Origin of the sequence: Roseburia zhanii (genome assembly GCF_014287635.1) — a bacterium.
Taxonomy (GTDB): domain Bacteria; phylum Bacillota; class Clostridia; order Lachnospirales; family Lachnospiraceae; genus Roseburia_B; species Roseburia_B zhanii.
Genome location: NZ_JACOPH010000001.1, coordinates 598,922 through 618,415 on the forward strand (window position 1 = coordinate 598,922; position 19,494 = coordinate 618,415).

Genomic DNA, 19,494 nt, shown 5'->3' on the forward strand with positions numbered 1-19,494 from the left:
AGACGCACACAAAAGTCTGGTCAAGGAAACCGCAGGCTAGGGGCAGTATGGCAGTTTTTCACAACCCACCCTACACAGGCTCACTACTATCCGTTTAAACCACTCAACAAAAAATCAAGCATTGAGATTCTCGCCCAGATGATTTATACTCTAAAGAAAAAATACGATACATAAGTAAGGAGCAGAATACAATATGTCTGAACAGGATTTTTATGAAGTAGAACCAACGCAGGAAGAAACAACAGCAGAAACAGCAGACACTTCCGATCATGACGATAAAGACGAATATGAACAGATCTGTTACATCTGCCACAGACCAGAGCGGGTAGCAGGAAAAATGATCAAGATTCCGGGAGGAATCTGTATCTGTGCAGATTGTATGCAGAAAACATTTGATACGATGAATTATTCAGGAATATCCATGGACGATATGATGAATATGAGTAACCTGAACAATTTAAACAATAACGGCAAGATGCCAAATATCAGTATGATCAATCTGTCCGATCTGCAGGGATTTATGCCAAACCAGCAGAAGATCAAGAAAAAGAAGAAATCAGAGCAGAAAAAACCGATGCTCGACATCAAATCCATTCCGGCACCACATAAGATCAAAGCCAGTTTAGATGAATATATCGTTGGACAGGAACATGCGAAGAAAGTTATGTCTGTAGCTGTGTATAACCATTATAAAAGAGTGGCAGCAGATACAGATGATGGCATTGAGATCGAAAAATCAAATATGCTGATGATCGGGCCGACAGGTTCCGGTAAGACTTACATGGTAAAGACATTGGCAAAATTATTAGATGTGCCGCTTGCGATCACAGATGCAACCTCTTTGACAGAGGCAGGTTATATCGGCGATGATATCGAAAGCGTTGTCAGCAAACTGTTAGCAGCGGCAGATAACGATGTGGAACGTGCAGAGCATGGCATCATTTTTATTGATGAGATCGATAAGATCGCAAAGAAAAAGAACACGAACCAGAGAGATGTCAGTGGAGAATCTGTACAGCAGGGAATGTTAAAAATGTTAGAGGGTGCAGAAGTAGAAGTGCCGGTTGGTGCAAGCAGTAAAAATGCCATGGTGCCGATGATGACAGTCAATACCAGAAATATCTTATTTATCTGTGGCGGAGCATTTCCGGATTTAGAGGAGATCATCAAAGAACGTCTGAATAAAGAAGCGTCCATAGGATTTAAGGCGGATTTAAAAGATAAATATGATAAAGAAGAAAATCTTTTGACCAAAGTTTTAGTAGAAGATGTCCGTAAGTACGGTATGATACCGGAGTTCTTAGGACGACTGCCGATCCTGTTTTCCTTAGAAGCATTAACAGAGGACATGCTGGTGCGGATCTTAACAGAGCCAAAGAGTGCGATCGTAAAGCAGTACCAGAAGCTGCTTGCAATGGATGAAGTAAAGCTGGTATTTGAAGACGATGCACTTCATGCGATCGCAGCAAAAGCAAAAGAGAAGAAAGTCGGAGCGCGTGCACTCCGGGCGATCATCGAAGACTTCATGTTAGATATCATGTATGAAATACCAAAAGATGATAATATCGGTATGGTAACAATAACAAAGGACTATATAGAAGGAAAAGGCGGGCCGCTGATCACGATGCGTGGATGTATGGAATTAGAAGATAAAGAGGCAGTGATCTAGGTATCGAAAACCGCTTTAACAGAAGAATGATGGTAATAAAGATGATGAGAATCAGGAACTTCATTACGAGAAAGCCTTAAAGAAAGGAAAAACAAAAGTGACTGTGAAATCAGGCAGTAAAAAAGCACAGATCATAGTTACTGTAAAGTAATGACAGAAGTATGGACACAGACAGATTGATAGAAAATATCATAGAACAGATCAAAGAAGCACAGATAAAACTCGGATATGTCAAAGAAGTGATCCGGTTATATTTTCCGGCGGCATCATTATCCCTGCTGTTACAGATACCAGAAGAATCCGCAGACGTATTAGCAGAGCAGCTGCAAAAGGAAAGCAGTTTAAAAGATACAATGCTTGGTGAAATGCAGTTTTCTTCCTGCAAGGGAAACCGGGTGGAAGTCTGTATACTGCCGCAGGGTGCAGAATATGTGCATCAGTATGTCAAAGATCCACCGTTTTTGGTGAGCATCATACAGTTATTTGGAGAGAATCATCACCTGACGATCGAAGAAATCTGCAGAGCATTTGAAAAATTCAATCCAAATTATATCTGCAAGAAGATGGAAGAAGGAATGGATTTTGATTATGTTTTATATTTCCCGGATGAAACACCGGATGCGTGGTACTACTGCATCCGGATGGAAATGGGGCATACGATCTATCACCGCTTTTCAAAAGAGGACTATTTAGGATTCGGGTGTTAAAAGGTGGTTCACAACTTAGTGGTTAGCAAATTGCACAAAACAGACTCGGCTTTGTGCAATCTGCCAATCAAAAAACTTGAAGCCACCTTTTGACACCCGAATCCTATGTAGGAAACACAAATTTTATTGAGAAACACTCTCTACAAAGAGTATTGTATTCAAGAATAAAAAGTGATATTCTTACCTTACAGTTAGACAAGACTAATCAAAAATAAATAAGACTAACTGCATAAAGGAGGAAGATCATGGATAAAATTTATGTTGTTTACTGGTCACAGTCAGGAAATACACAGGCAATGGCAGAGGCTGTCGGAAAAGGAATCACAGATGCAGGAAAAGAAGCAGAAGTAGTATATGTATCAGATGCATCTATCGATGAATTAAAAGCTGCAAAATGTTTTGCCTTAGGATGCCCTGCAATGGGAGCAGAAGTATTAGAAGAAGGCGAAATGGAACCGTTTGTCAGTGAAGTAGAAGGTTTTGCAGCAGGCAAAACGATCGCATTATTTGGTTCCTATGGCTGGGGTGACGGACAGTGGATGCGTGACTGGACAGACCGTATGAATGGCTGTGGTGCTGCTGTATTAAACGGAGAAGGTTTGATCTGTAATGAAACACCGGATGATGTAGCACTTGCAGAGTGTGAGGCACTCGGAAAAGCATTAGCATCAGTGTAAGTCATAGAATTGTGGAAACTGCATAGCAGTGAAAACAATTTGCGTATCGTTTCATCATAAATAAATTTTCGGAGAAGGCAGATATGAATGGTAAGAACTTGGAAAATGAGTTGATCGGACATTGTGCACCGACACTTGCAGGATTGAAAAGTGCAAATCTGTTCCGCTATTTTTATACGGACAGGAAAACCGCAGAGAGGGAAATTGCTGCGGTCAACCGCCTGTTAAACAGCAGAGGCGTATATGTAGAGGCATTGCATTACAAAGAAAATTCCATTCTGATATATGCATATCGTGCCAGCCATTTACAAAGAGAATTATCAGATCCAAAAGCCAAAGAATTGTTGATAACTTATGGTTACGGTCAGTTTGATGTGGAAAGCTGCATCAGCCACCTGCGGGATCGGTTAAAAGATTTTGACTGTTTTCCGCATGAGATCGGGATCTTCTTAGGATATCCATTAGAAGATGTCAAAGGATTTATAGAAAATGGCGGTAAGAATTGTAAATGCTGCGGTATGTGGAAAGTGTACTGTGATGAAAAAGCAAAAGTACAGCTTTTTCATAAATTTCAAAGATGTACCGATATTTACCAGCAGGTATTCTCCGAAGGCAGAAATCTTGTCCAGATGACTGTTTGCGCATAAATAAAAAAGAAAGTCTGTGAATCGTGATGATCTACAGGCTTTTTTTGTATACGGATCTGTAAACAGACATATAGTAGTCTGAATAGAATTTTTTGGGAATATAAGATGGATTGTCGTAACGCAGTATATTCAAATGATTATTATGATATTATGCTCAGCAGTTTAGATACGATTTTAGGAAGTGAAAGTATATGTAAACAGGAAATCGCAGACCGTTACATGGTCTATTACCTGAACCAGCAGGAAGTGCCGCCGTTATCGATCGGAAAATATAATTATGTCAATATACCAAAGTGTTTTACCATTTTAGATCAGTTTGCATTAGAAATCAGTGGAATCACGAGGGTACAGACACAGAGAAATTTAGAACTTGGCGGCAATGGGATAATGATTGGTTTTTTAGATACCGGTATTGCTTATGAAAATCAGGCATTCCGTAATACAGATGGCAGCAGCCGGATCGTTGCGATCTGGGATCAGAGTGAAAATACAGCGAGAAATCCGGACGGATTTATCTATGGGACGGAATATACAAAAGCGGAAATAGATGATGCACTGATGCAGGAAGATCCAAGGGCATATGTACCGGTACAGGATGAAAACGGACATGGAACAAAGTTAGCAGCAATCGCAGCGGGCAGCGAAGATATAGAAAACGATTTTATCGGTGCAGCACCATACGCAGATATTGCCGTTGTCAAATTAAAACCGGCAAAAGAATATCTGCGGGATTTTTTCTTTATCCGAAAAGGGGCAGTTGCTTTTCAGGAAAATGATATTTTTGCGGCAATCGATTATCTGAACCGGCTGGCAGAAAAAAGAGGACAGCCATTAGTGCTTTGTATTGCGATAGGAAGTAATCAGGGTAACCATGGAAGTGGCGGCAGAATGGCAACCTATCTGGATGAGATCTGTGAACGTTACCGCAGGGCAGTCTGTATCGCAGTCGGAAATGAAGCAAATGCGAGGCATCATTTTTATGGTGGAGTCAGTGAAGGAACAACAGAAAGAGTCGAGATCAATGTGACAGAGGATATGCAGGGATTTACTGTAGAGTTGTGGGGAAGGTCATCTGAGATATTTTCAGTATCGATCATTTCACCGACCGGAGAGATATTGCCGAGAGTACCGGTATTTACCGGACAACAGCAGAGACACCGCTTTTTGCTAGAAAATACGACAGTGCTCATTGATTATCAGCTTGGAGATGTCAGGAGCAGGGAGCAGCTGATCCACATTACGTTTATGAGTCCCATCATGGGCATCTGGACCATAGAAGTTTTTCCAAACCGTATATTAGACGGCAATTTTAATATGTATCTGCCGATATCCGGATTTCTAGAAAGAGAAGTCTATTTCGTGCGGTCAAATCCGGATTCTACACTGACCGTCCCATCAGGGGCAAGATATCCGATGGCAGTCGGTGGATATGATGCACTCACAAATGGTGTCTACATAGAATCGGGGCGTGGATATTCTGTTGATGGAATCGTAAAACCCGATTATGTAGCACCGGCAGTCAATGTGTATACACCAGGTCGGCTTGGCAATTACGGACGAATGACCGGAACCAGTGCTGCGGCTGCCATTTCAGCGGGTGCCTGTGCACTGCTTATGGAGTGGAATATAGACACATTAGATAACCGTACGGTCAATTCCATTGAACTTCGGAATCAGCTCATCAACGGAACAAGACGTATGGCAAACCAGCTCTATCCGAATCGGGAAGAAGGTTACGGAAGATTAGATGTGTATCAGGCGATATTAAATATGAGGAATCTGTAGCATGTAAAAATTTTTCATACAACCCATAACTGTTGTTGCGAAAATAGTATAAAATAATTGTTAAGTCAGGAGAAATCCGCTATACTAGTATCATTGATAATGTGTATGGCGGATTTTTCTTAAGAAAATGATATTAAAATTTAAAGTGCGGGACGCAGAGGATGAAAAGAGTCTGAACGAAACCGTAAAAGTGGCATTAGACCAGATCGATGAAAGGAATCATATGAGTATTTTAAACGTAGAACATTTAACCCATGGATTTGGCGACCGGGCAATCTTTGAAGATGTATCTTTCCGACTGCTAAAGGGAGAACATATCGGACTGATCGGAGCAAACGGGGAAGGTAAATCTACCTTTATGAATATCATCACCGGAAAATTACAGCCGGATGAAGGAAAGATCGAATGGGCAAAAAATGTCCGCATCGGGTATTTAGATCAGCATACTGCCTTAGAAAAGGGAATGACGATCAAAAGTGTCTTAGCATCAGCTTTTGATTTTTTATATGAAATGGAAGCACAGATGAATGAAATCTGCGAGAAATTAGGAGATGCAGACGAAGCGGCAATGGAACTGTATATGGAAGAACTTGGAACAATACAGGATCTTTTAACCATGCATGATTTTTATATGATTGATGCAAAAGTAGAAGAAGTTGCAAGAGCCTTAGGACTTTTGGATATCGGGTTAGATAAGGATGTTACTGATCTAAGCGGCGGGCAGAGGACAAAAGTACTGCTTGGAAAACTTCTGTTAGAAAAGCCGGATATCCTGCTGTTAGATGAGCCGACAAACTACTTAGATGCAGAGCATATCGAATGGCTGAAACGGTATCTGAATGAATATGAAAATGCATTTATCTTAATCTCCCATGATATTCCATTTTTAAACAGTGTGATCAATCTGATCTATCACATGGACAACCGTCAGTTAAACCGTTATGTCGGTGATTATGATAAGTTTATGGAAGTCTATGAGATGAAAAAAGCGCAGTTAGAAGCTGCCTATAACAAACAGCAGAAAGAGATCGCAGACCTGAAAGATTTTGTGGCAAGAAATAAAGCGAGAGTTGCCACAAGAAATATGGCAATGTCAAGACAGAAAAAACTTGATAAAATGGATATGATCGAACTTGCAGCAGAAAAACCGAAGCCGGAATTTGTATTTAAAGAAGCAAGAACACCGGGCAGATATATTTTCCAGACAAAAGATCTTGTGATCGGTTATGACGAACCGTTATCTTCACCGCTTACCGTAGAGATGGAAAGAGGAGAGAAGATCGTTTTAACAGGTGCAAACGGAATCGGAAAAACAACACTGTTAAAAAGTATTTTAGGGTTGATTCCGCCATTAGAGGGAAGTGTGGAATTAGGAGATTATTTAAGCATCGGTTACTTTGAACAGGAAATGGATCAGAGTATCAAGACGACCTGTATCGAAGAAATCTGGAGTGAATTTCCGGGCTATTCACAGTATGAAGTCCGTAGTGCCCTTGCAAAATGCGGACTGACGACAAAGCATATTGAAAGTCTGGTACGTGTATTAAGTGGTGGCGAACAGGCAAAAGTCCGGTTATGCAAGCTGATCAACCGGGAAACGAATATTTTATTGTTAGACGAGCCGACGAATCATTTAGATGTCGATGCGAAAGACGAATTAAAGCGAGCCCTAAAAGCTTATAAAGGAAGTATCTTAATGGTCTGCCATGAACCGGAATTTTATGACGGGCTGGCAACGGCAGTCTGGGACTGTACGAAGTGGACGACAAGGGTTTTTTGATGTCTAAAAAAATTTCATAATGTCTGAAACACAGATTGACACATGAAAAGTATGGTGATACGATAGTGTCAGATAGCAATATGGCACAACAAGGTGTATGATTTGGAGGTAGTAAGTATGAGTTATACATATGAAGAAGCACTAGAACGTATCACAGAATTGGAGAAAGAGAATAAGCAGCTATTAACTGAGCTGGAATATTATAGAAATAGAAATTATGGCGGCAGAAAAAAACATAATGAAACATGGATGGCAGCCTATAATGATTTTGCAGTGAAGTATGAGGGTGGAATGACGATCATGGAGATTGTAGCTGCAAATAAGATTAGCAGGAGAACCGCATATCGTTACAAGACTTATTATGACGAACTAAAGAAAAGACAGGAAGGTAATTAGTTTATGCCAGAAACCCAGAGTACGAGAAATGTGTCAGTAATTCAAGATGTAAATGGCAATAGTATTGTTATGATCAATGATATTCGATTTAAAGGGAAAAGGTCTGTAAATTGGGATGAGGTAAAAACATACATAGAAGAATTTGTTGGTGATAATTATATCATTGCTGATACAAGTGATATGGTATATATAGGTTCAGATTTACCAGATGAATATACAGGCTCTGAATATACTGAAAGCTTGCGAGGCGCAAATGCAAAGGCGAAAGCAAATGCATCACAAGGGATTCCAGAATTACTTCATATAGCAAAGGGAAAATATTTTCGAGAAAATAAAACAAATAAGCATATAAGAAATGCAAAGTTTGGATGGTATCGTTATGATTCAAGATTTGCACTTCCTGTATATGGGGATAATAATGAGGTGGAAAGATATAATGTGTTTCACGCATCAATGTTGATAAGACATGCAAATGATGGAAAGATGTATTTGTATGACATCATAGATATAAAAAAAGAAACGAGCAACCCTCTCGGCTAAAAGCCTACCAGACAAAAAACCCGTTTCTTTATAAGTAGAATAGCAAGAAAAGAAGCAATAGTCAATACATTTTTGCTAGGAGGTAGTATGTTACCGCAGGAATTTGAAACGAGAATGAAGCAGATGCTTGGTGCAGAATACGAAGCATTTATACAAAGCTATGATAAGGAAAAACAGCAGGCATTACGACTGAATCCCTTAAAGACAACCGCAGCAGAATTTTTAAAACAGGCACCATTTACCCTGCGAAAAGTTCCATGGGCAGAGGAAGGCTATTATTACAGCAGTACCGATACACCGGGAAAGCATCCTTACCATGATGCAGGAGTTTATTATATTCAGGAACCAAGTGCCATGGCACCGGCAGAGTACCTTGAAGCCATGCCGGGAGAAAAAATTCTGGATCTCTGCGCCGCACCGGGCGGAAAAAGCACACAGATCGCCGGAAAAATGAACGGTGAAGGACTGCTTCTCTGTAACGAGATCCATCCGGCAAGGGCAAAGATCTTATCTGAAAATATCGAGCGGATGGGAATTGTAAATGCGATCGTAACAAACGAAACACCAGAGCATTTAGCAGAACATTTTGTAGAATACTTCGATAAGATCTTAGTTGATGCACCCTGTTCCGGTGAGGGAATGTTCCGTAAAAATGAGATTGCCTGCATGGAATGGAGCATGGAAAATGTACAAAACTGTGCAATGCGGCAGGATAAGATCTTAGATCATGCGGCAGGAATGTTAAAAGCCGGAGGAAGGCTAGTCTATTCGACCTGTACATTTGCACCGGAAGAAAATGAAGGAAGCATCAGCCGCTTTTTAAACCGTCACAGTGAATTTGAGATCCTGACAGTAGAAAAAGCAGAAGGGATGTCAGAAGGCAATCCAGACTGGGCTTTAGATGCCGCAGAGGAAATCCGTCATACGATACGGCTTTTTCCACATAAGTTAGATGGGGAAGGACATTATCTTGCCATTTTACATAAGAAAGAAGATGGAATCGGCAGAGCATATGCAAAAGGCGGTATGGAGAGAGAAATCACAAAAGATCTGATAAAACCTTATCTTGCATTTGCAGAAGAAAACCTGAATAAGCAGCAGGAAGGTGTGTATATCGCATTTGGAGATCAGATCTATCTTGCACCGGTACAGACACCGGCATTAAAAGGCTTAAAAGTATTGCGTCCGGGACTGCATTTAGGCAGTAATAAGAAGAACCGTTTTGAACCGTCACATGCATTGGCACTTGCCTTAAAACCAGAGGATGTCCGTCATGTTTATGATCTTGCCTCAGATAGCCATGAGATCCGGGCATACTTAAATGGGCAGTCATTTACCGCAGAAGGGGAAAAAGGCTGGTATCTGATCACGACTGATGGCTATAGTATCGGCTGGGGGAAGTTAGCCGGAGGGATGATGAAAAATCATTATCCGAAAGGGTTAAGGAAGAATATGTAGTTATCCAAGATGCCGCATCGCAATCTCAAGAAACTGCTCTAAATATTTAGAATGCCACTTATCCTGATGAATGAGGATCTGCGTATACACCGGAAAATCCGTTTTGTAATTGATCTTTTCAAAAAGATGATAAATAAGCTCCTTTTTTACGGCAAATTCAGGCAGCAGCCCGATGCCAATGCCGCAGAGGGAGCTTTCTTTAATGACAGCAGCCGATGCCGTTTCTAAGGCAATCTTCGGACGGATGCCTTCCGCATGGAGTTTCTGTTCAAACAGTTTCCGGTAAGAACAGAATAAAGGAGGCAGGAGAGTAGCATACTTTGTAAAATCTTCTGCTGTAATATGAGTTTTACCGGAAAGATCATGTGTCGAAGATGCAAATAATAAAATATTTTCTTTGCGCTTTCCCATCACCTTGATCTGTTTATGCCGGATTGCAGTATCAAGAACGATCGCAGCGTCAATTTCTCCATTCTGCAGCATTTCACAGTAATCTTCATCCGTCAGCAGACGCAGAAAGATTTCCGTATCCGGATAGTGAGCAGTATATTCTTTTAAAATATCCCCGAACAGATAGGTGGCAATGGATTCTGTAATACCGATCGTAAGCCGGCTGGCAGTCTGGGAAAGTGTGTACATTTCATCAGATAAAGATAACATTTTTTTTGCATAAGGGATCAGACGTGCTCCATCAGCTGTTATAGTCACAGTTTTTCCCATGCGTTCAAATAAACGGACAGACAGCTCATTTTCTAACTGCTTGATCTGAGCAGTTACATTCGACTGCGCACAGCCTAGCCGTGTGGCGGTATTCGTAAAACTCCGTTCTTCGCAGAGTGTTAAAAATGTTTCTAAGTATCTTAAATTCATGTATATCTCCTTAATATCAATAAAACAGATAAAAGATAGAAAAATAATCAAAAAAACTGATTAAAATTTTAGCATAAATGAGAATTTTCTTCAAGTTTTTACAGTTTTTGCAGCGATTTTATTTACAAGTCCCATCAGAATCCCGTATACTCACGGAATAAAAATAAACGTACTGAATCTTTATGGGCAGTAATCATAGAACAGGAGAAATGAGTATGAACGGATTAACCGAAATCAGGTGGCATGGCAGAGGCGGTCAGGGTGCAAAAACAGCCGCTCTTCTGTTAGCAGATGTGGCATTTAGTATAGGAAAACATGTACAGGGATTTCCAGAATATGGACCAGAACGTATGGGTGCACCGATCACAGCGTATGACAGGATCAGCGATACCGATATACGTGTTCATTCTAATATTTATGATCCGGATTTTGTAGTAGTTGTAGATGATACTCTGCTGCATAGTGTCGATGTGACAAAGGGACTCAAAAAAGAGGGAGCGATCCTGATCAATACCGAAAAAGACAAAGAAGAGATCCTTCCGCTTTTGAAAGGATATGAAGGGGAAGTGCATGTGATCAATGCACGTAAAGTCTGTATGGAAACATTAGGAAAGTATTTCCCGAATACACCGATGTTAGCAGCCATCGTTAAGATTTCAAAAGTCATGGAAAAAGAGGTATTTTTAAAAGAAATGGAATCATCTTTAAAACATAAGTTTGCGAAGAAGCCGGAAGTATTAGAAGGCAATATGAGAGCATTACAGTTAGCATTTGAGGAGGTACACTAATGGCATTGTCAGCAAAAGATATCAATGAAAATACAAGATGGCAGGATTTAACAGATGGATTACAGATTTATGAGCCTGCAACCTCAAAGAATTTCCTGACAGGAGAATGGAGAACAAACACACCTGTATTAGATCAGGAAAAATGCAGAAATTGTCTGCTTTGCGTACCATATTGCCCGGACAGTTCCATTCCGGTAAAAAATGGAAAACGTTTAGACTTTGATTATGACCACTGTAAAGGATGCGGAATCTGTGTAAAAGCCTGTCCTTTTGGTGCAATCAGCATGAAGGAGGGCAAATAATATGGCAGTCAAAGAAAGAATGTCCGGCAATGAAGCCGTAGCATATGCAATGAAACAGATCAATCCGGATGTTATGCCGGCATTTCCGATCACACCATCCACAGAACTTCCGCAGTTCGTATCTTCCTATATTGCAAATGGAGAGATGGATACTGAATTTATTCCGGTAGAAAGTGAACATAGTGCAATGAGTGCTGCGATCGGTGCAGAGGCAGCAGGAGCAAGAACCATGACAGCAACATCTTCCGCAGGTATGGCATTGATGTGGGAAATGCTTTATGTAGCAGCATCGAACAGACTTCCGATCGCACTTGCATTAGTAAACCGTGCATTGTCCGGCCCTTTAAATATCAACTGTGAACATTCCGATAGTATGGGAGCAAGAGATGCAGGCTGGATCCAGATCTATGCAGAAGATAATCAGGAGGCTTATGATAATTTTGTACAGGCATATCGTATTGCAGAGCATAAAGATGTTATGCTGCCGATCATGATCTGTCAGGACGGATTTATCATCAGCCATGGCGTACAGAATATCGAATTATTAGAAGATGAAAAAGTAAAAGCATTTGTCGGAGAATATGAGCCGGAGCACTATCTTTTAAATGAAAAAGAAACGATGGCAGTAGGGCCATATGCAGTTACAAATTATGGTATGGAAGCAAAACGTGCACAGGCACAGGCGATGATGAATGCCAGACAGGTTATATTAGATGTGGCAGCCGAATATGAGAAAATCTCCGGCAGAAAATACGGATTTTTTGAAGAATACCGCTTAGAAGATGCAGATTATGCGATCGTAGCGATCGGTTCTGCCTGCGGTACAACAAAAGATGCGATCGATGAACTTCGTGCAAAAGGAATCAAAGCCGGCTTATTAAAAGTACGCGTTTTCCGTCCATTTCCGGGAGCAGAGATGGCAGAAGCACTGAAAAACTGTAAAGCGATCGCAATTATGGATAGATGCGAAAGCTACAGTGCAAATGGAGGCCCATTAGCAGCCGAATTATCCGCAGCATTATTTAAAGCAAAAAGTACAGCAGAAGTATTAAAGATTGTCTATGGCTTAAACGGCAGAGATTTTACTGTAGAAGATGCAAAGAAGCTGTATGAAGATCTTGCAGATATTGCAGCCCATGGAAACCATGAAACAGAAGAATACCGTTATATCGGTTTAAGAGATTAGGGAGGTGTCAGAAGATGAGTCAGAAAAAATATAAAGAGATACAGGAAAGACAGGAGCGTCTGGCACCGGGACATCGTATGTGTGCCGGCTGTGGTGGAACGATCGCAGTAAGAAACGTATTAAAAGCATTACATCCGGGAGATAAAGCAGTTGTAGGAAATGCAACAGGATGTTTGGAAGTCTCCAGTTTTACTTACCCATATACAGCATATGAAGACAGTTATATCCACAATGCATTTGAAAATGCAGGGGCAACCTTAAGTGGTGTAGAAACTGCATACAATGCTTTAAAGAAAAAAGGAAAGATCAAAGAAGATTATAAGTTCATTACATTCGGCGGTGATGGTGGTACATATGATATCGGATTCCAGTCTTTATCAGGAGCCATGGAACGTGGACATGATATGGTATATGTCTGCTATGATAATGGTGCATATATGAACACCGGTATCCAGCGTTCTTCTGCAACACCGCAGTATGCAGATACGACAACGACACCAGTTGGAAAAAATTCTAACGGAAAGCCACAGAGCAGAAAAGATCTTGCGGCGATCTTAGCTGCACATAATATCCCTTATGTAGCACAGACTACTTTTATCGGAAATATGATGGATCTGTATCAGAAATCCGAAAAAGCGATCTATACACCGGGACCTGCATTTTTAAATATCATGGCACCATGTCCAAGAGGCTGGCGTTATGATGCGCCGGAGATCATCAACATCTGTAAGATGGCAGTAGAAACCTGCTACTGGCCACTGTTTGAAGTGATCGATGGAAAATGGCAGTTATCCTATAAACCAAAGAATAAACAGCCATTAGAGGAGTTCTTAAAATTACAGGGAAGATTTAAACATCTCTTTAAATCGGAAAATGAACATCTGATTGCTGCATTCCAGCAGGAAGTAGACAGAAGATGGGAAGAACTCTTAGAGAAGTGTGAAGCATAAATTTCATAATAGGATGATAGAGAAAAAGCTACTTGTCCCGTAAGGGAGAGCAGCTTTTTGACATTAAATGGATGTATATAATTAGGAAATTGTTCCGTTTTTACTACAAGATAGGCGGACGGAACTCGATTGTGTTTTTTTGCTCTTTGAATTTTTGATAGTATACGAACCAGTTGCAGTATTGCTGCTTTTGGTTGCTTTTCTTGAAGTAAATCCCCATGCATTGTTTTTTATAGAGGAAGAATAATGTGTTTGTGTACAAGCAGCAGATTTATTATTGTAAGAAAAAGTTGCATGTAAAGTGTATGTAGCAACTGTATTGCCAGTGGAATCTGTAATGGTAACAGTTTTTGAAGATGTTTTGGTCTTAGTATTGGAAAAAAGCTGAATACCAGAAGGAGAATCATATGTTGTTAAGGTGGAGGTTACAATAAGTTCATCATCTTGATAAATAATTTCGGTAACAGTAGATGCAAATGTATTATTCGGAAAGATACTTAATAATACTGTGAATAATAAAATTAGTGTAAAACATTTCTTTTTCATAATCGTTATACTCCTTTTTTAGAAATCTGTTAATCGGGAAAATTCTTCTGAAGAAACTTCCTCACCGTGATAGATGTAATGTGCAGGGTTTGTACGATACATCCTATAGTGTACCCAGTAATATTCATAAGCAAATATGGATAAAACAACTGTTACACAAATTGCAATAATTAGAAAGCGTAAATGTAATCGGGGTCTGGCGACCACAGAGTGTTTAATATCCGTATGATCTGCAGGGATAGAGCCGGCAACTTCGGATGGAGAACCAAACTCTGTTAGTATATCCTGCCATGAGGCATTAGGATGTTCTTTGCAGTAAAGCCTCATGTTTGTTTCCATATCTTTTAAAAATACAGATCTGTCTGGATAAGATTTTGGAATGAGAGCAGAGAGTTCTCTTAAATATTGCTTGATCGTATTTGTCATTTTGTCACCTCATAATATGCACCTGCATCTTCATCTTCAGTTGCCCATTCTGATTCCCATTCATCCCACATTTCAGTTCCATCGTATACAGTCAGTGTTTCTGTTACAATGAGAGCATCATTTTTCCACCATGAGAAAAAAAAATAAATACTAATTATCAAAGCAATCAGTGCAGAACAACAGATAACAGTTGTAAGAAAAAGATGACGGTGGTGTGTTTTATAAGATGCTGCAAGTTCTGTATCAGAAAATTCTTCAATATAAGATTGAGCAATATCGCAGGAAGCACCAAAATGTTTGATAACATCTTCCCAGTCTGCATCAGGATATTCTTCTAAAAAGTCATAAATATTCTGTTGTAAAGTGCGTAATAAGCGTTTCTTATTCGGATAACCAGCCGGTAAAGAAGCTGATATTTCATGCAGATAATGCTTAATTTTCTTCTTCATCTTTTGATTCATAAGTATCCCCTTTATCTGAAGCTAATAGAAAATCGATCATATGAATGTAATTTGTAAAGGACAGCTTCAGTTCTTCCAAATATTGGTAGCCGGATGGCTCTAAATGATAATATACACGAGTCTGTCGTTTCCCCACTTTTTTCTCAAAGAAAGAAATGTGCTGCTGGTCACTTAAACGGTAAAGGATCGGATACATGGAACCTTCTAATATTGTATAATTTCCATTACTCCGTTTTTTTAATTCCTGTGATAACTGGTAACCATACATATCTTCTTCTGAGAGAAGTTTTAAAAGCATCATCTCAATGGTTGCTTTTTTTAAATTTGTTAATAAGTTTGATTTTTGTTTTTCCATAGGGATTGCTCCAATATATAAATGTACCATACTAATTTTAACACGAGATATTTTTAAATCAATACCTAGAATAAAAATATAGTTGTTGACATATCACATAGAATATGTATAATGAAATTATCATGATTGCATGCGATATGAAAATAAAATGGATATGAATGGTGATAATATGAATTTATTTAAAAAACAGATTATTTTATATGTACTTTTATATGGTGGGATAATATGTACCGCAATAGGAGTGGCAGGTGAGCCTGATATGCCATTACAGGCAATTTTAATTATTGCAGGTGTACTATTCTTCATTGCAGCTGCAATTTACTTGTTTTGGAAATATCGTTGTCCATGGTGTCACTGTACCTATCCGTGGGGCTTATCTATGTCAACAGAGTACTGTCCATATTGTGGTGATAAAATAGAGTAAAAAATATTGTGCTATATTATAAAAAACATAGATAAGAAAATAAGTTTTAATTAAGTGAATTTTGAAGTATTGGTTTAATATTAAGTCACAACAATCACGCAATTTCTGAGCTATTTAAAAATATAATCAACCAGATTAGCATCGGTCAGGATGAAGGAAATGTGATCGTAAACCGAAGAAAAAATGGTTAAGATGAAGAAAGCTTTTTGCAAGCCATAATAGAATAAAATTTAAAAAGCTGCTTGTCCCGTAAGGGAGAGCAGCTTTTTTAGAAATCTGTTAATCTGGAAAATTCTTCTGAAGAAACTTGTCACTTTGTTACCTCATAATATACACCTGCATCTTCATCTTCAGTTGCCCATTCTGATTCCCATTCATCCCATATTTCAGTTCCATCGTATACAGTCAGTGTTTCTTCAATAATAAAATCATGTGTTTGTTTCCATAAGTAAAAACTATAGATCGCTAAGATTAGGAATATGAATACAATAAAACAGATAATAGTAGAAACAAAGATGTTCCGGTGATGTGTTTTATAAGATGTGGCAAGTTCTGTATCAGAAAATTCTTCGATATAAGATTGAGCAATATCGCAGGAAGCACCAAAATGTTCGATAACATCTTCCCAGTCTGCATCAGGATATTCTTCTAAAAAGTCATAAATATTCTGTTGTAAAGTGCGTAATAAGCGTTTCTTATTCGGATAACCAGCTGGTAAAGAAGCTGATATTTCATGCAGATAATGCTTAATTTTTTTCTTCATCTTTTGATTCATAACTGTCCCCTTTTTCTGAAGCTGATAGAAAATCAATCATACGAATATAGTTCGTAAAGGAGTGCTTCAGTTCTTCCAGATATTGGTAGCCGGATGGCTCTAGATGATAATTTTTTAAAATTCGTTAATAAATTTGAGCTTTTTCCATAGGGATTGCTCCAAGATATAAGTATACAATTAAAATTTTAACACTAGATATTTTTAAATCAATACCTAGAATAAAAATATAGTCGTTGACATATTACATAGAATATGTATAATGAAATTATCATGATTGCATGCGATATGAAAAATTGTTATCAGACAGTTAAGTTGAAAAGAGGAAATAAGACATGGACATTTGAATTATATAACTCAATAATTGGATAGGAGAAAATGGATGATAAAAAAAAATATAGTGATTCGTTTGTTCTTATGTATCATTGCATCTGTATATCTTCCGGTTGTGCACATAGCAGATCAATATGCAGTACATGAGTATCAGTTTACATATTTGTATCTGGTTAAAATAATTGTCGCCATCTTTGTTGGTGTATTATTCTGCATGGATCAGAAGAGCAGATCAAAAAGTTGGGGAAATCTGATTCTGTTTTTGTGCAGTTTCATGATCGGCATTATCGAATGGAATATATTACATGAGATTCCTGTTTACAATATATTGCTTTGCAGCTATCTTGGAGGAAATATGATCGTAAACCGAAGAAAAAATGATTAAGATGAAGAAAATTATGAACATTAGCCTAGAGTATGGATGACTTTGCCATTAATACTCTAGGCTAAACTGTAGTAATATTTGAATTATTTACAAAAAAAGAAAAGAGGAACAATATGAACAAATATTTAAAGACAGGTGGTGTTCTCCTGATCTGTGCATGTGCAGTCGGTATCTTGTGGACATCATCCCATCATAAAAAGGATGTTTTAAATGGCACACAGAAAGCAGATGCAGCACAGGCAACTTCTTTTCCGAAGACATATGAGAAACAGGTGAGTGATACTTTTACCATTCAGGCAGATGTGATCGTACCGGAAAACTTTGATCCATCCAACCTGCATAAAACTACAGCACAGATTCACAAGATTGATCAGGAAGAATGGAAAAAGCGGTTTTTAGAATCAGGAACAGAATATCAGGAACATGAATATGAAGAAAGTAATCGGGAAGAAAAACGTATTAAGGGAATGCTTTATGATAAAGCAGATGGATGGCAGCTAGCAGTATCTGAACAATGTGGAGCATTATGGGCAGCTAAGATGGATAAAATTATTAATTATCTGATATGGGATTATCCGGTTTCAGACGGTTATAATCGGGACGCTTATCCAACACAGGGCGATTTGTCATTTGCAAAAAGAGATGATGCCTATCAGATAATTGCAGGAGAATTGGAAAGTTTAGGGATTCCGATGAAAAATGTTGAAATAGAGAGGTGTTACAATCTACCATACCAGACGCTGGCAGAACAGGAACAGTTAGCGGCAGAGAGAGGCGAATTGGATGCAGATGAGAGAAGGACTGACTGGAGTAGTGAGGATGATGCCTATTATTACTATATCTGGCAGACAGAACAGGAACTTCCGGTATATCCCTGTGGGCATATAGAAGATATGGATCCAGAGAATATCAGAGGGGGGATTGAGTGTTGCTATTCAAAGGATGGGATAGATTATCTGAATGTATCTTATTGGATGGATTTTAAACAGGAAGAGGAAACATTATCCTTACTTTCATTTGAGGATATTATCAAGACTGTAGAAGAAAAATATGGAGATGTTATCAATGACAGGATGATGACATTGAATACATGCAGATTGTTTGAAGCTCCGATTCCGCAGGCAGAAGGAAGTTATGAAGTGGTGCCGGTGTGGATCTGTAAGATACAGGATGGGAATATGAGCAATCCGATCTATCTGCCGATTAATGCTGTGACAGGACAAGAGGTTGAAGAATTGGAGTATGAATGATGACAGTAAAATATTTAAAAGCAGATTTCTACCGGATGTTTTGTGCACCGAATTTTTATATTGCAGCAGTTAGTATATTTGTAATCTATCTGATCAGTACTTTGCAGAATTTTGATGGAACAAATGTTGCAGAAATGTTCTGGGTAGTGAAATTTTACAGTCTGATCATCTGTATCTTTGCAGGCAGCAGTTTTGCATTTGCGAACAGTCTGCTCGAAGATGAGGAACACAGATTCTGTTATGCAGCCGTATTGCGGGGAAATTGTAAGGCATATGTGCGTGCAAAAGTGATCTGCTGCTTTGTAGGAGCAATGCTTGCAGTGATGGCAGGGACTTTGTTATATGCAGTTCTTTTAAGGACATGGCTGCCATTTTATGGACTGGAAGATGATGCCATGACAAAACTTATTCGGGAACATGATATTTTTGGAAGTTGTATAAAAGATGGAGGCTTTGTGGTTTATTTTCTAGCTTCAGGTTTGGTGATAGGGTTGCTAGGAGGCATTCTGTCATTGGTATCCATGTGGCTTTCATTGATTGCAAAGAATAAGATGTTTGCAGTCTGCTTTCCAGTGATTGCGTATTACTTCATAGTCAATTATAGTGCAGATCTGTTGGGACAGGATGCGATCTGGTTGAATTTTAATGGGATCTATCTGTACTCCAGTTACGTTTTTGATGATAAGCCGTTTTTCTCATTTTTGTATGCAGTTTTGCTGGCGGTTATCTTAAGCATAGGATTGGGACAGTTGATCTATCGGCGTGTCTGCCGGATATGGAGGTAGTT

Annotated in this window: 23 protein-coding genes; 17 read left to right on the forward strand and 6 right to left on the reverse strand. The window is 39.0% G+C overall.

Features of this window, described 5'->3' with window-relative positions:
* Positions 1 to 193 precede the first annotated feature (193 nt).
* The 9 genes from clpX (at position 194) to H8S17_RS02675 (ending at position 9,659) form a co-directional block, all read left to right on the forward strand.
* Positions 194 to 1,669, forward strand: coding sequence for an ATP-dependent Clp protease ATP-binding subunit ClpX (gene clpX, locus H8S17_RS02635; RefSeq protein WP_186866103.1), 1,476 nt, complete (start codon positions 194 to 196; stop codon positions 1,667 to 1,669).
* Between the two features lie 161 nt (positions 1,670 to 1,830).
* Positions 1,831 to 2,376: a DUF3877 family protein gene (locus H8S17_RS02640; protein ID WP_186866104.1), complete on the forward strand. Its 546-nt coding sequence runs from the start codon at positions 1,831 to 1,833 to the stop codon at positions 2,374 to 2,376.
* 245 nt (positions 2,377 to 2,621) lie between these two features.
* Complete coding sequence (locus H8S17_RS02645) at positions 2,622 to 3,053, forward strand: flavodoxin (protein WP_186866105.1); 432 nt, start codon at positions 2,622 to 2,624, stop codon at positions 3,051 to 3,053.
* 83 nt (positions 3,054 to 3,136) lie between these two features.
* Positions 3,137 to 3,700: a DUF3793 family protein gene (locus H8S17_RS02650; protein ID WP_186866106.1), complete on the forward strand. Its 564-nt coding sequence runs from the start codon at positions 3,137 to 3,139 to the stop codon at positions 3,698 to 3,700.
* A gap of 105 nt (positions 3,701 to 3,805) precedes the next feature.
* A complete protein-coding gene (locus H8S17_RS02655; protein ID WP_186866107.1) occupies positions 3,806 to 5,485 on the forward strand; it encodes a S8 family peptidase in 1,680 nt (559 codons plus the stop codon).
* Between the two features lie 223 nt (positions 5,486 to 5,708).
* Complete coding sequence (locus tag H8S17_RS02660) at positions 5,709 to 7,265, forward strand: ABC-F family ATP-binding cassette domain-containing protein (RefSeq protein ID WP_186866199.1); 1,557 nt, start codon at positions 5,709 to 5,711, stop codon at positions 7,263 to 7,265.
* Positions 7,266 to 7,382: 117 nt separating this feature from the next.
* Positions 7,383 to 7,661 carry a resolvase gene (locus tag H8S17_RS02665; RefSeq protein ID WP_186866108.1) on the forward strand — a complete coding sequence of 93 codons (279 nt, stop codon included), beginning with the start codon at positions 7,383 to 7,385 and terminating at the stop codon, positions 7,659 to 7,661.
* 3 nt (positions 7,662 to 7,664) lie between these two features.
* Positions 7,665 to 8,201: a hypothetical protein gene (locus H8S17_RS02670; protein ID WP_186866109.1), complete on the forward strand. Its 537-nt coding sequence runs from the start codon at positions 7,665 to 7,667 to the stop codon at positions 8,199 to 8,201.
* Between the two features lie 87 nt (positions 8,202 to 8,288).
* Complete coding sequence (locus H8S17_RS02675; protein ID WP_186866110.1) at positions 8,289 to 9,659, forward strand: RsmF rRNA methyltransferase first C-terminal domain-containing protein; 1,371 nt, start codon at positions 8,289 to 8,291, stop codon at positions 9,657 to 9,659.
* Here the strand turns inward: H8S17_RS02675 and H8S17_RS02680 are convergent, their stop codons facing one another.
* Positions 9,660 to 10,529 (reverse strand): LysR family transcriptional regulator, encoded by an 870-nt coding sequence (locus H8S17_RS02680; RefSeq protein WP_186866111.1) that lies wholly within the window; start codon positions 10,527 to 10,529, stop codon positions 9,660 to 9,662.
* A gap of 215 nt (positions 10,530 to 10,744) precedes the next feature.
* Between H8S17_RS02680 and H8S17_RS02685 the strand changes: the two genes are divergently transcribed.
* The 4 genes from H8S17_RS02685 to H8S17_RS02700 are packed head-to-tail and all read left to right on the forward strand — an operon-like array spanning position 10,745 to position 13,755.
* Positions 10,745 to 11,317 carry a 2-oxoacid:acceptor oxidoreductase family protein gene (locus H8S17_RS02685; protein WP_178050433.1) on the forward strand — a complete coding sequence of 191 codons (573 nt, stop codon included), beginning with the start codon at positions 10,745 to 10,747 and terminating at the stop codon, positions 11,315 to 11,317.
* Positions 11,317 to 11,619: a 4Fe-4S binding protein gene (locus H8S17_RS02690; protein ID WP_178050434.1), complete on the forward strand. Its 303-nt coding sequence runs from the start codon at positions 11,317 to 11,319 to the stop codon at positions 11,617 to 11,619. Before H8S17_RS02685 ends, H8S17_RS02690 begins: the two co-directional genes overlap by 1 nt.
* A gap of 1 nt (position 11,620) precedes the next feature.
* The gene (porA, locus tag H8S17_RS02695) at positions 11,621 to 12,805 is read left to right on the forward strand and encodes a pyruvate ferredoxin oxidoreductase (RefSeq protein WP_186866112.1); all 1,185 of its coding nucleotides are present in this window, start codon (positions 11,621 to 11,623) and stop codon (positions 12,803 to 12,805) included.
* A 14-nt stretch (positions 12,806 to 12,819) separates the two neighbouring features.
* Positions 12,820 to 13,755, forward strand: a complete 936-nt coding sequence (locus H8S17_RS02700) for a thiamine pyrophosphate-dependent enzyme (RefSeq protein WP_186866113.1) — start codon at positions 12,820 to 12,822, stop codon at positions 13,753 to 13,755.
* An 81-nt stretch (positions 13,756 to 13,836) separates the two neighbouring features.
* Here H8S17_RS02700 and H8S17_RS02705 read toward each other — a convergent pair whose 3' ends face one another.
* The 4 genes from H8S17_RS02705 to H8S17_RS02720 are packed head-to-tail and all read right to left on the reverse strand — an operon-like array spanning position 13,837 to position 15,543.
* Positions 13,837 to 14,301 carry a hypothetical protein gene (locus H8S17_RS02705; RefSeq protein ID WP_186866114.1) on the reverse strand — a complete coding sequence of 155 codons (465 nt, stop codon included), beginning with the start codon at positions 14,299 to 14,301 and terminating at the stop codon, positions 13,837 to 13,839.
* Between the two features lie 18 nt (positions 14,302 to 14,319).
* Entirely contained in the window at positions 14,320 to 14,727 is a 408-nt protein-coding gene (locus H8S17_RS02710; protein WP_186866115.1) for a hypothetical protein, read from the reverse strand.
* Positions 14,724 to 15,188 (reverse strand): hypothetical protein, encoded by a 465-nt coding sequence (locus H8S17_RS02715; RefSeq protein ID WP_186866116.1) that lies wholly within the window; start codon positions 15,186 to 15,188, stop codon positions 14,724 to 14,726. Before H8S17_RS02715 ends, H8S17_RS02710 begins: the two co-directional genes overlap by 4 nt.
* Positions 15,160 to 15,543, reverse strand: coding sequence for a PadR family transcriptional regulator (locus tag H8S17_RS02720; protein WP_186866117.1), 384 nt, complete (start codon positions 15,541 to 15,543; stop codon positions 15,160 to 15,162). The genes H8S17_RS02715 and H8S17_RS02720 overlap by 29 nt, the downstream gene beginning before the upstream one ends.
* Before the next feature lie 148 nt (positions 15,544 to 15,691).
* Between H8S17_RS02720 and H8S17_RS02725 the strand changes: the two genes are divergently transcribed.
* Positions 15,692 to 15,967, forward strand: a complete 276-nt coding sequence (locus tag H8S17_RS02725; protein WP_186866118.1) for a hypothetical protein — start codon at positions 15,692 to 15,694, stop codon at positions 15,965 to 15,967.
* 310 nt (positions 15,968 to 16,277) lie between these two features.
* Here the strand turns inward: H8S17_RS02725 and H8S17_RS02730 are convergent, their stop codons facing one another.
* On the reverse strand, positions 16,278 to 16,742 hold the full coding sequence (locus H8S17_RS02730) for a hypothetical protein (RefSeq protein ID WP_186866119.1): 465 nt from the start codon (positions 16,740 to 16,742) through the stop codon (positions 16,278 to 16,280).
* A gap of 379 nt (positions 16,743 to 17,121) precedes the next feature.
* Here H8S17_RS02730 and H8S17_RS02735 point away from each other — a divergent pair, with 379 nt between their 5' ends.
* From H8S17_RS02735 to H8S17_RS02745, 3 genes are all read left to right on the forward strand, one after another.
* The gene (locus H8S17_RS02735) at positions 17,122 to 17,457 is read left to right on the forward strand and encodes a hypothetical protein (protein WP_186866120.1); all 336 of its coding nucleotides are present in this window, start codon (positions 17,122 to 17,124) and stop codon (positions 17,455 to 17,457) included.
* 113 nt (positions 17,458 to 17,570) lie between these two features.
* Complete coding sequence (locus H8S17_RS02740) at positions 17,571 to 18,707, forward strand: hypothetical protein (RefSeq protein ID WP_186866121.1); 1,137 nt, start codon at positions 17,571 to 17,573, stop codon at positions 18,705 to 18,707.
* Positions 18,704 to 19,492, forward strand: coding sequence for a hypothetical protein (locus H8S17_RS02745; RefSeq protein WP_186866122.1), 789 nt, complete (start codon positions 18,704 to 18,706; stop codon positions 19,490 to 19,492). Before H8S17_RS02740 ends, H8S17_RS02745 begins: the two co-directional genes overlap by 4 nt.
* Positions 19,493 to 19,494 lie beyond the last annotated feature (2 nt).